This window comes from Christensenella hongkongensis, assembly GCF_000981035.1.
GTDB lineage: Bacteria > Bacillota > Clostridia > Christensenellales > Christensenellaceae > Christensenella > Christensenella hongkongensis.
The window spans coordinates 30,695-45,537 of record NZ_LAYJ01000039.1 but is presented as its reverse complement, the minus strand read 5'-3'; the positions used below and the strand labels follow the sequence as shown (position 1 = coordinate 45,537).

General features: G+C 50.7%; 11 protein-coding genes and 1 pseudogene. 9 read left to right on the top strand and 3 right to left on the bottom strand.

All coding sequences use genetic code 11. The features are described 5' to 3' along the window. The 3 genes and pseudogenes from CHK_RS01960 to CHK_RS01950 form a co-directional block, all read left to right on the top strand. Positions 1-374: pseudogene (locus CHK_RS01960) on the top strand (dihydrolipoyl dehydrogenase); the annotation flags it as partial. A gap of 27 nt (positions 375-401) precedes the next feature. Continuing rightward, positions 402-1,649 (top strand): nickel-dependent malate racemase, LarAH6 family, encoded by a 1,248-nt coding sequence (gene larAH6 / locus CHK_RS01955; RefSeq protein ID WP_046442346.1) that lies wholly within the window; start codon positions 402-404, stop codon positions 1,647-1,649. A gap of 19 nt (positions 1,650-1,668) precedes the next feature. Continuing rightward, the gene (locus tag CHK_RS01950) at positions 1,669-2,208 is read left to right on the top strand and encodes an inorganic diphosphatase (protein WP_046442345.1); all 540 of its coding nucleotides are present in this window, start codon (positions 1,669-1,671) and stop codon (positions 2,206-2,208) included. Positions 2,209-2,322: 114 nt separating this feature from the next. Here the strand turns inward: CHK_RS01950 and CHK_RS01945 are convergent, their stop codons facing one another. Continuing rightward, the gene (locus tag CHK_RS01945; RefSeq protein WP_046442344.1) at positions 2,323-3,342 is read right to left on the bottom strand and encodes a LacI family DNA-binding transcriptional regulator; all 1,020 of its coding nucleotides are present in this window, start codon (positions 3,340-3,342) and stop codon (positions 2,323-2,325) included. Positions 3,343-3,564: 222 nt separating this feature from the next. Here CHK_RS01945 and CHK_RS01940 point away from each other — a divergent pair, with 222 nt between their 5' ends. After that, positions 3,565-5,382 (top strand): cupin domain-containing protein, encoded by a 1,818-nt coding sequence (locus tag CHK_RS01940; protein WP_046442343.1) that lies wholly within the window; start codon positions 3,565-3,567, stop codon positions 5,380-5,382. Positions 5,383-5,461: 79 nt separating this feature from the next. On the opposite strand, the gene CHK_RS01935 is transcribed toward CHK_RS01940, so the two are convergent. Together CHK_RS01935 and CHK_RS01930 are read right to left on the bottom strand one after the other, a co-directional pair. After that, positions 5,462-7,189: an ammonium transporter gene (locus CHK_RS01935; protein ID WP_046442342.1), complete on the bottom strand. Its 1,728-nt coding sequence runs from the start codon at positions 7,187-7,189 to the stop codon at positions 5,462-5,464. 185 nt (positions 7,190-7,374) lie between these two features. Next, a complete protein-coding gene (locus CHK_RS01930; RefSeq protein ID WP_046442341.1) occupies positions 7,375-9,459 on the bottom strand; it encodes a glutamine synthetase III family protein in 2,085 nt (694 codons plus the stop codon). 323 nt (positions 9,460-9,782) lie between these two features. On the opposite strand from CHK_RS01930, the gene CHK_RS01925 reads away from it, so the two are divergent. Genes CHK_RS01925 through CHK_RS01905 form a run of 5 tightly spaced genes read left to right on the top strand, consistent with a single transcriptional unit; the run spans position 9,783 to position 14,837 of the window. Continuing rightward, positions 9,783-10,901: a class II glutamine amidotransferase gene (locus CHK_RS01925; RefSeq protein WP_046442340.1), complete on the top strand. Its 1,119-nt coding sequence runs from the start codon at positions 9,783-9,785 to the stop codon at positions 10,899-10,901. A gap of 48 nt (positions 10,902-10,949) precedes the next feature. Further along, positions 10,950-12,455 (top strand): glutamate synthase-related protein, encoded by a 1,506-nt coding sequence (locus CHK_RS01920; protein ID WP_046442339.1) that lies wholly within the window; start codon positions 10,950-10,952, stop codon positions 12,453-12,455. 5 nt (positions 12,456-12,460) lie between these two features. Beyond that, positions 12,461-12,889, top strand: coding sequence for a 4Fe-4S dicluster domain-containing protein (locus CHK_RS01915; RefSeq protein ID WP_046442338.1), 429 nt, complete (start codon positions 12,461-12,463; stop codon positions 12,887-12,889). A 5-nt stretch (positions 12,890-12,894) separates the two neighbouring features. Beyond that, positions 12,895-14,127: an NAD(P)/FAD-dependent oxidoreductase gene (locus CHK_RS01910; RefSeq protein WP_046442355.1), complete on the top strand. Its 1,233-nt coding sequence runs from the start codon at positions 12,895-12,897 to the stop codon at positions 14,125-14,127. After that, a complete protein-coding gene (locus CHK_RS01905; RefSeq protein ID WP_046442337.1) occupies positions 14,124-14,837 on the top strand; it encodes a GltB/FmdC/FwdC-like GXGXG domain-containing protein in 714 nt (237 codons plus the stop codon). Before CHK_RS01910 ends, CHK_RS01905 begins: the two co-directional genes overlap by 4 nt. Positions 14,838-14,843 lie beyond the last annotated feature (6 nt).

Sequence of the window (14,843 nt, the reverse complement as noted above, 5' to 3'; positions counted from 1 at the left end):
ATATTGTACCGGCATGTATTTATTCGAGCCCGGAGATTGCGAGCGTAGGACTGACGGAGGCGCAGGCAAAGGCGCAGGGGCTGCCGGTGAAGACAGGAAACTTTGCGACGGCGGGAAATGGCCGCAGCATGATCATGAACTGTACAGACGGCTTTGTAAAGCTGGTGACGCACAGCGAGACGGGAGAAATCCTTGGGGCGTGCATGGTGGCGCCGCGTGCGACGGATATGATCGGCGAGATTGCGGTTGCGATGAAAGCCGAGGCAACGGTGGAAGAGATTGCAGATACGATCCACGCGCATCCGACGGTGAGCGAGATGATCATGGAAGCCGCACACGATGTGGAAGGCCTTTGCTGCCATAAGTTAAGGTAAGGCTGCATTCATATAAGGAGAAACCATATGAAAGTGGAACTGGGATTTGCCAAGGGAACGCAAACGGCAAAGGTGCCTGAGGAATGTATCATCAGTATCTTAAAACCAAATGAGGTAACGCATGAGCTGACCGGCGAGGCGGAGGTGCGGCGCTCGGTGGAACATCCGATCGCAAGCAAACGGCTGCGGGAGATCGCAAAGCCGGGCGAAAAGATCGCGATTATCACAAGCGATGTAACGCGCCCGATGCCTTCGAAAATCGTATTGCCGGTGGTGTTGGATGAACTGAAGGCGGCGGGCGTCAGTATGGACGATGTAACGGTTGTATTTGCGCTCGGTTCCCACCGCAAGCAAACTGAGGAGGAAATGCGCTATCTGGCAGGCGACGCGGTTTACGACGAAGTAAAGTGTATCGACTCCGATCCAAAGGATTTTGTGCATATGGGCGATACGTCGCGCGGGACTCCCGTCGATATTTTTACGCCGGTGGCACAGGCGGACAGAAGAATCTGCCTTGGAAATATTGAGTTCCATTATTTTGCGGGTTATTCCGGCGGCACGAAGGCGATCATGCCGGGCGTATCCACACGGGCGGCAATCCAGTCCAACCATTCGCGGATGGTGGAGGAAAGCTCCCATGCGGGCAAGCTTGCGGGAAATCCTGTAAGGGAAGACATCGATGAGGTGCAGGAGTTTGTACCGATCGATTTCATTGTAAATGTTGTTTTAGATGAGAAAAAACAGATTATCAAATGCGTGTCCGGACATTGGAAGGACGCGCACAAGGCAGGCTGCGATTTTCTTGACACGCTGTACAAGGTCGTCATTCCGGAGCGTGCGGACATCGTCATTGTTTCGCCGGGCGGGTACCCTAAGGATATCAACCTGTATCAGGCGCAAAAAGCGCTTGACAATGCAAAGCATGCGGTAAAGGATGGCGGTATCATTATTCTGGTGGCATCCTGCAAGGAAGGCCTTGGCGAGGGCGTATTTGAACGCTGGATGACGACAGCGGAAAGTCCGGATTTTATGGTGGAGGAAATTGAACGGAATTTTGAGCTTGGCGGACACAAGGCCGCCGCGATTGGCATGGTAATGCAAAAAAGCGACGTGTACCTCGTTTCAGACCTGCCGGACGATTTCGTCAAAGGAATTTTCTTTAAACCATATCAGGAACTGCAGAGTGCTGTGAATCATGCTTTTTCCCATAAGGGGCTGGATGCCAAGGTGATCATTATGCCTTACGGAGGTTCCACGCTGCCTTTCGCGGAGTAAGCGGAAAGGTAACTGACATATGAATATTTGGCATGATATTGCGGAGGAGCGGATCACAAAGGATGATTTTATCTGTGTGATCGAGATACAGAAGGGCAGTAAAATGAAGTACGAGCTCGATAAGGAAACCGGACTTCTGAAGCTGGACCGCGTACTGTATACCTCAACGGTCTATCCGGCAAATTATGGTTTTATCCCGCGTACCTACGCTGAGGATAACGATCCGCTCGACGTACTTGTGCTGTGCTCGGAGGCAATCGCGCCTTTGACGCTTGTGCGGTGTTATCCGATCGGCGTGATCAAAATGGTGGACGACGAGCAGCAGGATGAAAAGATTATTGCAATTCCGTTTGGAGATCCGATGTATAACGGATATCGGGATGTGTCGGCGCTTCCGGCGCATATTTCAGACGAAATGACGCATTTCTTTGAGGTCTATAAGACGCTCGAGCACAAAAAGACGACCGTCAGGCAAGTGGACGGGCGTGACGACGCAACGATGATCATCCAAAACTGCCTGAAGGAATACAAGGCGCAGTTTGAGCCGGAAGAAGCATAGCGCGTCAATCAAATAGTTTATAAAGCTTATTTCATACATTGTAGAAACCCTCAAAGCCTAACGCAAAAGCGGTGTCGTTGTAAATGATGCCGTTTTTGTGTTGGGTTTGTTTTTTCAAATATGCAGTTTTTTTACAGAATCACGCACGATGAGGTTGTTAGAGGAAACCTGCACGCTTTGCGCGGGCCGGTTTTCAATCAGTGCAATCAGCAGATCGATTGCGGCTGTCGCCATATGCTCCTTATCAAGCGATACGGTAGTAAGCGCGGGATCGGTATATTCCGCCATAATGATGTCGTCCACAGAGACGACTGATACATCCTCAGGAACCTGTATGTTGTTACTTTTCAGATGCTTCATCAATTCGATGGCAAGGATATCCTCCATACAAAAGAACGCCGTAGGAAGGTCGGCACATACGCAGCGGTCAATCTGGCCTGAGAGGGAGCGGCGGTCTGTTATGCCGTCGAAAAACCAACGGAGCTCAGTGTTCAGACCGTGCCCGCGGAGCGCCTTTTGATAGCCTGACAATATTTGCGTATAAAAGGCGGGCAGGCATGTGTTGCCGATAAATCCAATTTTCCTGTGTCCCTGCGCGAGGAGATATTCCACAGCGGTATAAGCTGCCAGCTCGTAATCTGCCCTGACGGAATAGATATCGCCTGATGAAGAATGGTCATCCACTACCACAAACGGTATTCCAAGCGAGCCAAGCATGCCTGTAAGGCTTTGCGGAATATCCTTCAGAAAAATAAGGCCGTCGACGTCCCTGCTTAAGATTTGCTCCGGCAGGCGCAGCTCTTCACCGTCAAAGCTGAATTCAGAATAGATGAGCGAGTAACCGTAGTGCATACAACGCTTCAGCAAGGTTTTCATGATGCTGAAATAAAACATATTATCAAATACGGAGGAGGAGTCCTCGAATACCACGGCTACCGTATAGCTCCGGTTATAAAATAAACGCCTGGAATTGAGGGATGGCCTGAAGCCGTTTTCCTCAATGATGCGCAGCACCCTTTCCTTTGTTTTTTCACTGACGCCGCTTTTTCCGTTCAGTATAAAGGATACGGTCGTTTTGGAAACACCGGCAAGTTTTGCGATATCAGAGATCGTAAGTTGCTTTGTATTTTTCATCGGTCGTCCTTTGCGGATTTATAAAACCGGTTTTATAAATCTGAATAAAGTAATTTTAAAACATCTACGAAAAAGGTAACATAATTACTGATACATGTCAAATATTGCCTGTATAATTACAATTTTGGATTGAAATAAAACCGTTGACAAAAGTTTCAATCCATGTTAATTTGTATTTAAACCGGTTTAGTAAATTTCGAAAATAAAAAAGGAGGGGACAAAATGCCAGTATATGAATCAATCAAAAATGCGGATAACAGGATCAAAATATCGGAGCAAAACAAGGACAGCGTGGTATTTGGCTGGAACGAGGGGATCAGGATGCTTGCACGGCAATGCAGCGGAGGGGCAAAAAACATTGCGCTCGACGGATGGTATGGAGTGGATTTTGAAAAAATAGCCTACGCACTGGAAACGGAACTGAAGGCAATGGGACTCGAGGTGCGGCTGCTGGATGCGCTGGAGCTTTACAAAACAAGGGAGGAAATTGCCGCCTATAACGCGCAGTACGTGACGGAGGATCCGGGCTTTGGCATTGTGAATGCGAAAGGGGTTATCGAGGATATTCTGGAACCGGAGAGCGTAGCGGCCATGCAGGGTAAGCTCGCACATAAAAGCGGGCAGGTAACCGTTATTTACGGCACAGGCGCGTGCATCAGGGAGCTTGCGCCGCTCATCGATGTAAAATGCTATGTGGACAACACGCACCAGAAGGTGCAATGGGATATGTGGACCGGAAAGCTGAAATCCTTTGGAAGTGCGCAGGCGACAACAGACTATGACTGGAAGGAATACAACTATTCCGACTATTATATGCTAAAGCGCCAAAAAGATTTTATGTACGGAGCCATGGATTTCTATATCGAGAATTATTTTGAGGACGACCTTGTAGTGATCCCGCGTGCGGCATATGATGAGATGATGTCCACACTGGTAAAATACCCGATTCACGAGGTCAAAATATTTTCACCCGGACCGTGGGGCGCGTATCGTTTCCTCGATATGGATTATGGCGTGGAGAACCTTGCGAACAATGCGTGGAACAAAATTGGCGGCCCGGAGCTTCGCATCCTGATCGACTTTGGCGGGGAACGGAGCATATCCATGCCCATGCTTAACGCCATGCAATATGGCAAAGAGCTGGTGGGAGAACTCATCGATAAAGAGTATCCGGGATTGTTCCCGCTCGATATCTGGCTGGACGACGGTTACCATAAAACGCCGCAGAGCGCGGAGCGCATCAGTATGCCCATGCACATCCACCCCAGCAGCCGTTATGTGGAAGAGCATTTTAACGAGCCGCTCGGGCGTTACGAAACGTATTATATTGCAGAGGCCTACGAAGGCGCGAATACGTGGATGGGTTTCAAGGACGACGCGGATATCGAGGAATGGGAACGCAAATGCGAGGAATCCCAAAACATTAAGCCTATCGGGGACTGGAAGGATTTCATCGAAAACTGGGAAAGCAGGGAAGGGGACCTTTACCTGATCCCGCCGGGAACGATGCACGGTCACGGTGGTAACCAGATGGTGCTTGAAATGGACACGAATCCAAGTATCAACGGTACGGAATACTCCTTCTTCGAATATGATTTTGCACGTCCGTCCTGGGACGACGAGGCGCAGAGCATGACTGGAAAGCCTCTTAAAATGCACCTGGAGCACGGCTTCGATATGGAAAAATGCCGGCGCGCCTCATGGGTGGATGAACACCTGAGGGCCACGCCGTCCGTTGTAAAATGGACGAAGGATTATTTCATCGACCGTTACAAGAGCCTGCCGGAAATGCCTTACCATGTGGAACGTATCCATTTTGAAAAACGGGCGGAATATTCCACGGAGGGTAAATTTATGCACATGCTTACGCTTACCGTCGGTTCCAGAATCAGCGTGCGTTCCCTCGGTAATCCGGAATATGGCGCGGACTGCGACAAGTTCCAGACGCTTGTCATCCCGGCCGCATTCGGGGATTATGAAATCATAAACGAAGACGGGGGCCGCGCGACCGTTGTCATCCAACGCTGGAAAAAGGGATAAAGAGATACAAAAAAGAGTGGAAAGCGTCCACTCTTTTTTGTTGCCTTATGTATGCCAAACGCCTTTGCGTGAGGGCGTTTTACTCTTCATCCTGCAAGGCTTCATAACCTTCCTCGCCCGTGCGGACCTTGATGACGTTCTCTACGTCGTATACAAAAATCTTACCGTCGCCGATATGTCCGGTGTAAAGGGCTTCCTTGATCGCCGCGATTACCGTGTCTACAGGAATCCTGCATACAACCACCTCGACCTTTACTTTGGGCAGCAGGTTGATATCCACTTCAACCCCGCGGTAATACTCGGAGTGTCCCTTCTGCATTCCCGCACCCATTACCTGTGAAACGGTAATGCCTGTAATTCCGATGCTTTCAAGCGAGGATTTCAGCGCCTCAAATTTACTCTGGTTCGCAATCACGACGAGTTTTGTCATCTTCACATCCGAAGCGGCCCCTGCGCTTGCTTCCCTTGGCATCCGTTCCACTGGAACCGCCTTTTCAAAAGAAGCGGAAGATGCGCTTTCCAGCTCCAGCTTTGCGTTTCCATTTTCGTCAATACCGCCTGTTGCAATAAAGTCTGTGCCGCACACGGGCATAAAATCCGCGTAGCCGCTGGCAAGGCCGTGCTCCTCGATGTCGAGTCCTGCGAGCTCCTCCGCTTTTGATACGCGCAGGCCTTTTGTATGCTTCAAAATCTGGAACACGACCGTCATCGTTACGGCAACCCATGCCGCAACGCATACTACGCCAAGCGCCTGTACGCCGAGAAAGGAAGCGTCTCCAGTGTAAATAAGCCCGCCATCCAGTGCGAAGATTCCCACGAGGATCGTGCCGGCAGCGCCGCAAAAGCCATGGACCGCGATTGCGCCAACAGGATCGTCGATCCTGAGCTTTTTATCCACAAATTCAACGCCGAACACCACGACAAAGGATGCGATAAGGCCAATGACTGCCGCTGCCCATGGCTCGACCGCGTCACAGCCTGCCGTGATTGCCACGAGGCCTGCGAGCGCGCCGTTGAGCGTCATGGAAACGTCGGGCTTCTTATAACGTATCCAGGTGATCAGCATAGCCCCCGTAGAAGCTGCCGCGGCTGCGATGCTCGTTGTGGTAAAGATTTTGCCCATTGCGGGAGTCGCCTCGCCGGAAGCGGAGAGGGTGGAGCAGCCGTTAAAGCCAAACCACGCAAACCAGAGGATGAATACGCCGAGCGCTGCCAGCGTGATGCTGTGACCAAGAATGGCCTTTGGCTTCCCGTTTTTATCGTATTTTCCAATACGGGCTCCCAGGATTTTAGCGCCCACGAGCGCTGCTACGCCGCCTACCATGTGAACCGCCGTAGAGCCCGCGAAATCGTGGAAGCCAAGGCCGGCGAGCCAGCCGCCTCCCCAGATCCAGTGGCCGGAAATCGGATAAATGACGGCGCTGATAATGATGCTGTAAATGCAGTAGGACGAAAATTTCGTCCGTTCCGCCATAGCGCCTGATACGATCGTTGCCGCTGTCGCGCAGAACATTGTCTGGAAGATAAAGAAGGCGTAAGAGGGAATTTCACCCGTGGCGTAGTCGCCCTGTACGAAGAAGTCGGGCGTTCCGATAAAACCGGATGCGGAAACGCCGAACATCAGGCCAAAGCCGATCACCCAGAAAACAATAGAGCCAAGCGAAAAATCCATCAGATTTTTCATGACGATGTTACCGGCGTTCTTTGCGCGGGTAAGGCCTGTCTCGACCATCGCAAAGCCGGCCTGCATAAAGAATACAAGCGCTGCGCCCAGTAACACCCATACTGTGTCAACCGCAGAATACATAATAATGATACCTCCTGAAAAATAATAAAGGCGCGTACCCCGGGGAAGGGCTGCTGCCCCGGGATACACGCCTTTGTGTCAAATATATGTGATAAGATCATGCCTGCATCAGGAATTGCCTTTTACATGCCCTCGTCAGGCAATATCTGGCACAGTCGTCTGCTGTATTTATTTCCTTTGCCTGCTTACACGCTGAACAGCAGGTCACCGTATGTAGGCCACGGCCAGCATTTCTTGCTGACAAAAGTCTCCATCGTGTCGGAAATGCCCCGTAACTCCTGCATTGCCGCAAATACGTGCTCGCGGTAATACCTGGCGCATTCGGCGACGTCCTCATATTGCTTCACCTCGATAAGTGCGGAATCCAGCGTATCGACTGCCTGCAGGAAGCAGGTAAGCTGTGCCGACAGGTCTTTCACAAGCTGTTCTTCCACACTGGTGTCCGCGCCGAGCTGCTTTTTGGCAAGCGCACTTTCCGCAAGTTCCCCTGTATACGCGCTGACTGCCGGAATGATGCTTTTCTTCGACATTTGCAGCATGGTAAGGGCTTCTATGTTAAGCGTTTTGCAATATCCCTCCAATGTAATTTCATATCTGGAAAATATCTCTGTTTTCGTGAAGATATGATGCCTGGTAAAGAGGTCTATATTCTTCTCGCTGATGAAATACGGCAAACAGTCTGCGGTTGATTTCAAATTCAGCAATCCGCGTTTTTGCGCCTCGGCCTCCCATTCGGCGGAATAATTGTTGCCGTTGAATATGATGCGCTTATGCTGCTGCACGGTATCCTTTACAAGCGTCAAAACATCCTGTTTAAAGCAATCGCCTTTTTCGAGGCGGTTTGCGAATTGCCCGAGCGCTTCGGCGACAATCGTATTGAGGATGATGTTCGGCCCGGCGATCGATTGACTGGAGCCAAGCATACGAAACTCGAATTTATTGCCGGTAAACGCGAACGGGGAAGTGCGGTTCCTGTCCGTAGTATCCTTTTGGAAGTTTGGCAGGACATGTACGCCCATTTCCATATCGCATTTTTTCTTGTCGGTGTAGTCGCTGTCCGTTTCGATCGATTCCAATACCTCTGTAAGCTCATCGCCCAGGAACATGGAAATAATCGCGGGCGGAGCCTCGTTCGCGCCAAGCCTGTGATCATTGCCTGCGCTGGCGACAGATACCCGCAACAAATCCTGGTATTCGTCCACAGCCTTGACGACTGCGCACAGGAAGAGAAGGAATTGCAGGTTGCCATGCGGCTCATCCGTCGGATTTAACAGGTTTTCGCCCGTATCGGTAGTGATTGACCAGTTGTTGTGTTTGCCGCTGCCGTTTACGCCTGCAAAAGGTTTTTCATGCAGCAGGCACGCGAGGCCGTGCTTGTAGGCAATCCGCTTCATCACTTCCATTGTAAGCTGGTTGTGATCGGTCGCGATATTGGTCGTGGTAAACACAGGCGCAAGCTCGTGCTGTGCCGGGGCGACCTCGTTATGCTTTGTCTTGGCGAGCACGCCGAGCTTCCACAGTTCCTCGTCAAGCTCCTTCATAAAAGCGGATACGCGTGGACGGATCGATCCAAAGTAATGATCGTCAAGCTCCTGGCCTTTAGGCGGCTTTGCGCCAAAAAGGGTACGGTTGCAATATTTCAGGTCTCTTCTTTTTTCATACATTTCGCGGTCAATAAGAAAGTATTCCTGCTCCGGACCGACCGTGGATAGAACCCTTTTGGCTTTTGTATTGCCAAATAGCCGAAGGATGCGAAGCGCTTGCTCGCTTAGAGTCTCCATAGAGCGCAACAGGGGAGTCTTTTTGTCCAGCGCCTCGCCGCCATAGGAACAGAAGGCGGTTGGGATACATAGAATACCGTCTTTGATGAACGCGTACGACGTTGGATCCCATGCGGTGTAACCCCTTGCCTCAAAGGTTGCCCTCAGGCCGCCTGAAGGAAAACTGGAGGCATCCGGCTCGCCCTTTATGAGCTCCTTTCCAGAGAATTCCATGATTACCTTTCCACCGGGGGCGGGGGAGATAAAGCTGTCGTGCTTTTCCGCGGTTGTTCCAGTCATCGGCTGGAACCAATGCGTGAAGTGGGTTACGCCATGCCCCATTGCCCATTCCTTCATTGCATGGGCGACAGCGTTTGCAATACCAAGGTCGAGGTCTTTGCCGTCTTCCACGGTTTTGCGCAGAGCCCTGTACGTTTCTTTGGGCAGGCGCTCGCGCATCGCCGCGTCGTTGAACACCATACTGCCAAACAGTTCCGGTACGTTTGTCATTGTTATCGATCCTTTCTGTCTTTTTATATTCTATAAAATTTGAAAGGCGCTGCGGGAAAAGTTTTTTATATTTCCGCAGCGCCTTTGCTGTCCACAATTTGGATTATAAAACTGCGCCTGTCAAAAGTCAAGAGGTTTTTAAGAAAAAATGAAATATTATAAAAATAAATTGCAATAAAATGGAAAAATACGCTTGATAAAATAATAATAACGCAAAAATATGCAAGAATAATTTAAAATATTTCATTTTGCTATTGACATCGCAAAAAAGGCGGCGTATCATAACGAATGTAAAAAACAGATACGTAAAGGCGGGAAAAACCATGCAAAGAGAAGGCCAGGTAAGGATACCATCGGGCTGCGCGATTTCAGGAATGTTCGCAAGGGACGGCAGCCGTCTCTGTGGAGAAAACATTATAAAATCCATTGCGACCATGCACGACCGTTCCAATGGACTTGGCGGCGGGTTTGCGGGCTATGGCATCTATCCGGAATATAAGGATTATTACGCATTCCATATCTTTTATGATAACAAAGCGGCAAAGCTTGCCTGCGAGGAATTTTTGGAAGAGCATTTCGATATTATCAATTTGTCAAAAATTCCAACGCGCAAGCATCCGCGCATTACCGACGAACCATATATATGGAGATATTTTGTAACGCCGCTGCATACGAGGCTTACGGACAGCCAGCTTGATGAGAAGGAATACACGGTCCGCTGCGTGATCAGGATCAATACGCGTATTAAGGGAGCTTACGTCTTTTCAAGCGGAAAAAACATGGGTGTTTTTAAAGCGGTCGGCTTTCCGGAGGACGTGGGCGAGTTTTACCGTCTGGAAGAATACAGCGGTTATTGCTGGACGGCGCACGGACGTTATCCGACCAATACCCCGGGCTGGTGGGGCGGCGCCCACCCGTTTGCGATGCTCGACTATTCCATTGTACACAACGGAGAAATTTCCTCCTACGACGCGAACCGCCGTTATATTGAAATGTTTGGATATCAATGTACGCTGCTCACGGATACGGAAGTCATTACTTATATGATAGATTATCTCGGACGCGGGCAGGGGCTTACCTTTGAAGAGATTGCAAACGTAATCGCAGCGCCGTTCTGGAGCACGATTGACCGGATGACCGCAGAGAAAAAAGCAAAATTCACTTACCTGCGCAACGCATTCGCGAGTATGCTTATCACCGGGCCGTTTTCGATTCTGCTTGGCTTTGAGGGGGGAATGATGGCGCTCAACGACAGGCTGAAGCTTCGCTCGATGGTCGCTGCCACAAAAGGAGATATGGTGTATGTGGCAAGCGAGGAATGTGCGATACGCCGGATCGAGCCGGAGCCAGACACAATCTGGGCTCCAAAAGGCGGAGAACCGGTCATTGTAACGCTCAGAAAAAGCGAAGGAAAACAGGAGCCGGAAAAGCAGGCGATATAAGCCTGCCTGCCAGTGTAACGAATCACAGGGACGAAGGAGCGAATAAAGATGCCTATTAATTATTTATATCCGGATTACGAGATAGCGCGTAATGCACAGCGGTGCATTGCCTGCCGCGTTTGCGAACGGCAATGCGCGAACGAAGCGCATCGCTACGATCCGGAGCTGAACCTGATGACAGGCGACGATACAAGATGTGTCAACTGCCATCGGTGTGTTTCACTGTGTCCGACACATGCGCTTAAAATCATAAAAACGGACCATACCTTTAAGGAAAATGCAAACTGGACGGGAGAAACAATCAAGGAGCTGTACCGGCAGGCGGGTACGGGCGGCGTGCTGCTTTCCTCCATGGGCAATCCAAAGCCATATCCGGTCTACTGGGATAAGCTGCTGATCAACGCGTCGCAGGTAACCAATCCGTCCATCGATCCGCTGCGCGAACCAATGGAGATCAAAACCTACCTTGGAAAAAAGCCGGAGCGTATAGAACGGGACCAGGACGGCGAAATTACCTGCAATCTTTCACCACAGCTGGAGCTCGATATCCCGGTGATGTTTTCTGCAATGTCCTACGGCTCTATCAGTTATAACGCACATGAAAGCCTTGCGCGGGCAGCGCGGGGGCTGAATACCTTCTATAACACAGGCGAAGGCGGCCTGCACCAGGATTTTTACGAATACAGTGCAAATACGATTGTGCAGGTTGCGTCCGGACGCTTTGGAGTCCATAAGGACTACCTCAATGCGGGAGCGGCAATCGAAATCAAAATGGGACAGGGCGCAAAACCCGGGATTGGAGGGCACCTGCCGGGTAGGAAGATTGTGGACGACGTATCGCGCACGAGAATGATCCCTGAGGGAAGCGACGCGATTTCACCTGCCCCGCACCATGACATTTATTCCATCGAGGATTTACGCCAGCTTGTTTATTCGCTTAAGGAAGCGACGGATTACAAAAAGCCTGTTATTGTCAAGATTGCGGCTGTGCACAATGTAGCTGCGATTGCAAGCGGTGTCGCGCGCAGTGGTGCGGATATCATTGCGATAGACGGTTTTCGCGGGGGGACGGGCGCTGCGCCCACACGCATACGCGATCATGTCGGTATTCCGATTGAGCTTGCACTTGCCAGCGTGGACGAACGCCTGAGGCAGGAAGGGATCCGGAACAACGTATCTGTTGTAGTGGGAGGAAGTATTCGGAACAGCGCGGACGTTGTGAAAGCGATCGCCCTTGGCGCGGATGCGGTATACATTGCAACGGGAGCGTTGCTCGCGCTTGGATGCCACTTGTGCCGAAGCTGCCAGACCGGAAAGTGTAACTGGGGAATCGCCACGCAGGAACCGGAGCTTGTGAAACGCCTGAACCCGGATATGGGCAGCGAACGCCTGATGAATCTGGTACGCTCGTGGGGCCACGAAATCAAGGAAATGATGGGCGGCATGGGCATCAATTCCATTGAGGCGCTGCGTGGAAACAGGCTGATGCTGCGCGGAATCGGACTCAATGAAAAAGAGCTCGGGATATTGGGCGTGAGATATGCGGGGGAATGAGGACTATGAAGCGAATTTATGTCAATGAAAAGTGGTGTCTGGGATGCCATCTTTGTGAATACAACTGTGCGTTTTCAAATTCTGCGGAGACGGATATGGTGAAAGCCCTTAAGGATGTAAAAATCAATCCGCGCATCAAAATCGAGGAAAACGGGAACGTATGCTTTGCGGTTTCCTGCAGGCATTGCGACGAGCCGTTATGTGTACAGGGATGTATTATGGGCGCGCTCTCCATAGAAAACGGCGTAATCCTGATCGATCAGGACAAATGCGTTGGCTGTTGCACATGTATCCTGATGTGCCCGTACGGTGCGATCATGCCTTCGGATACCGGCGTGATGCAAAAATGCGAGCTGTGCGTAAAAAACTCAGACGGGGTACCGGCATGTGTAAACGGCTGCCCGAACCAGGCGATCGTATTTGAGGAGAGATGATAGAAATGAAGTATGTAATCGTTGGAAATTCCGCTGCCGCGGTGGGGTGTGTCGAGGGAATCAGGCAGCAGGACGCTGAAAACCGGATTGTTGTAATTTCAGATGAACCATATCATACCTATTCACGCCCTGCAATCTCTTACCTGCTGTATGGAAAGACGACGGAAGAGAGGATGAAATACCGCCCTGACGGCTTTTATGAAGATATGAACTGCAAAACGCTGTTTGGAAGGAAGGTAACCAAAATTGACGCGGTCGATAAATGGCTGCTCCTGGACGACGGGCAGATGGTGGAATACGAAAAATTGCTGATTGCAACAGGATCGAGACCGTTTTTACCGAATATCGAAGGGCTTGCCGGTGTGAAGGAAAAACATACGTTTATGTCGCTTGACGATGCTAAAAAGCTGGACGGCGCACTTCGCGCGGACAGCAAAGTGCTTGTGATGGGCGCGGGGCTTATCGGACTGAAGTGTGCGGAGGGGATCGCGCACAAGGCAGGCAGCATAGACGTGGTAGACCTTGCAGACAGGATACTGCCAAGTATTCTCGACGCTGATGCGGCAAAGCGCGTGCAAAGGCATATAGAAAAAAACGGAGTCCGGTTCCATCTGTCTGACGGGATACAGAAATTTGCCGGAAATAAGGCTGTGCTGTCGAGTGGAAAGGAAATTCCGTTTGATGTGCTCGTGGTTGCGGTCGGCGTTCGTCCCAATACGGAAACAGCAAAAGAGGCGGGAATCAGGGTGAACAAAGGAATTGTGACGGATATGCTGTGCCGTACGTCCGTAAAGGATATCTTTGCAGCGGGCGATTGCGCCGAGAGCTACGACATTACATCGGGGACAGAGAGGCCCCTTGCGCTTCTGCCAAACGCATATATGCAGGGCGAATGCGCGGGGATCAATATGGCGGGCGGCATCAAATGCTATGAAAAAGCGATTCCGATGAATGCGATTGGTTTTTTTGGACTGCATATCATCACAGCGGGGAACTATGACGGCGAGACTTATGTGGAGCAAACGGAAGAAGCTTATAAAAAGCTGGTCTCAAAAGATGGGCTGCTGAAAGGGTTTATCCTCGTGGGGAATGTAGCCCGTGCAGGGATATATACATCCCTGATTCGCGAGAGCGTTCCGCTAAGCAGTATCGACTACGACCTGATCAGGCAAAAGCCGCAGCTTATGGCGTTTTCAAGAAGCGAGAGAAGCATCAAATTGGGAGGTGCACAGATATGAATATCAATGCGTGCAATATGCACTTTATGGACTTAAACCGTGAAATTAAGGCGGCCCCAAACGAAGTGGTGATCGACAACTGCATGGGGCAGCGTTACATTGGCAGCGGACTTTCCAATAAAAGCATTGTGATCAATGGAACGCCGGGGAACGCCCTGGGGGCGTATCTTGACGGATGTGTGATCACAGTCCATGGAAACGCCCAGGATGCGACGGGAGATACGATGAATGATGGAACGATTTATATTTCCGGCTCCTCGGGAGACGCAACCGGTTACGCGATGCGCGGCGGCAGGATTTTTGTAAATGGAGACGTAGGATATCGCGCGGGCATCCATATGAAAGAATATAAAGAAAAAAGCCCTGTGCTTGTGGTGGGCGGCAGTGCGGGGAGCTTCCTTGGGGAATACCAGGCAGGAGGGACGATCCTTGTGCTGGGGATTGAACGCCGCAAACCGGTTGGTAATTTCTGCGGAGTGGGAATGCACGGAGGACAAATCTTTTTACGGTGTGATGCCCCGCCCGCCGATTTGCCCGGGCAGGTGACTGCCTCCAAAGCAAGCGAAGAGGATATGCAGACCATTGAAGCGTATATCGACGAATTTTGCCGGGCGTTTGGCAGGAAAAAGGTTCAGATTATGAACAAGGATTTTTACACGTTGCGTCCGGACAGCAAAAATCCGTATACCCAGCTTTATACTCAGAATTAGAGGGGG

Bases quoted from the DNA above. Each gene is read 5' to 3' on its own strand.
- CHK_RS01940 (WP_046442343.1), top strand. From the start codon at position 3,565: ATGCCAGTATATGAATCAATCAAAAATGCGGATAACAGGATCAAAATA.
- CHK_RS01925 (WP_046442340.1), top strand. From the start codon at position 9,783: ATGCAAAGAGAAGGCCAGGTAAGGATACCATCGGGCTGCGCGATTTCA.
- larAH6 (WP_046442346.1), top strand. From the start codon at position 402: ATGAAAGTGGAACTGGGATTTGCCAAGGGAACGCAAACGGCAAAGGTG.
- CHK_RS01945 (WP_046442344.1), bottom strand. From the start codon at position 3,342: ATGAAAAATACAAAGCAACTTACGATCTCTGATATCGCAAAACTTGCC.
- CHK_RS01950 (WP_046442345.1), top strand. From the start codon at position 1,669: ATGAATATTTGGCATGATATTGCGGAGGAGCGGATCACAAAGGATGAT.
- CHK_RS01905 (WP_046442337.1), top strand. From the start codon at position 14,124: ATGAATATCAATGCGTGCAATATGCACTTTATGGACTTAAACCGTGAA.
- CHK_RS01910 (WP_046442355.1), top strand. From the start codon at position 12,895: ATGAAGTATGTAATCGTTGGAAATTCCGCTGCCGCGGTGGGGTGTGTC.
- CHK_RS01930 (WP_046442341.1), bottom strand. From the start codon at position 9,459: ATGACAAACGTACCGGAACTGTTTGGCAGTATGGTGTTCAACGACGCG.
- CHK_RS01935 (WP_046442342.1), bottom strand. From the start codon at position 7,189: ATGTATTCTGCGGTTGACACAGTATGGGTGTTACTGGGCGCAGCGCTT.
- CHK_RS01920 (WP_046442339.1), top strand. From the start codon at position 10,950: ATGCCTATTAATTATTTATATCCGGATTACGAGATAGCGCGTAATGCA.
- CHK_RS01915 (WP_046442338.1), top strand. From the start codon at position 12,461: ATGAAGCGAATTTATGTCAATGAAAAGTGGTGTCTGGGATGCCATCTT.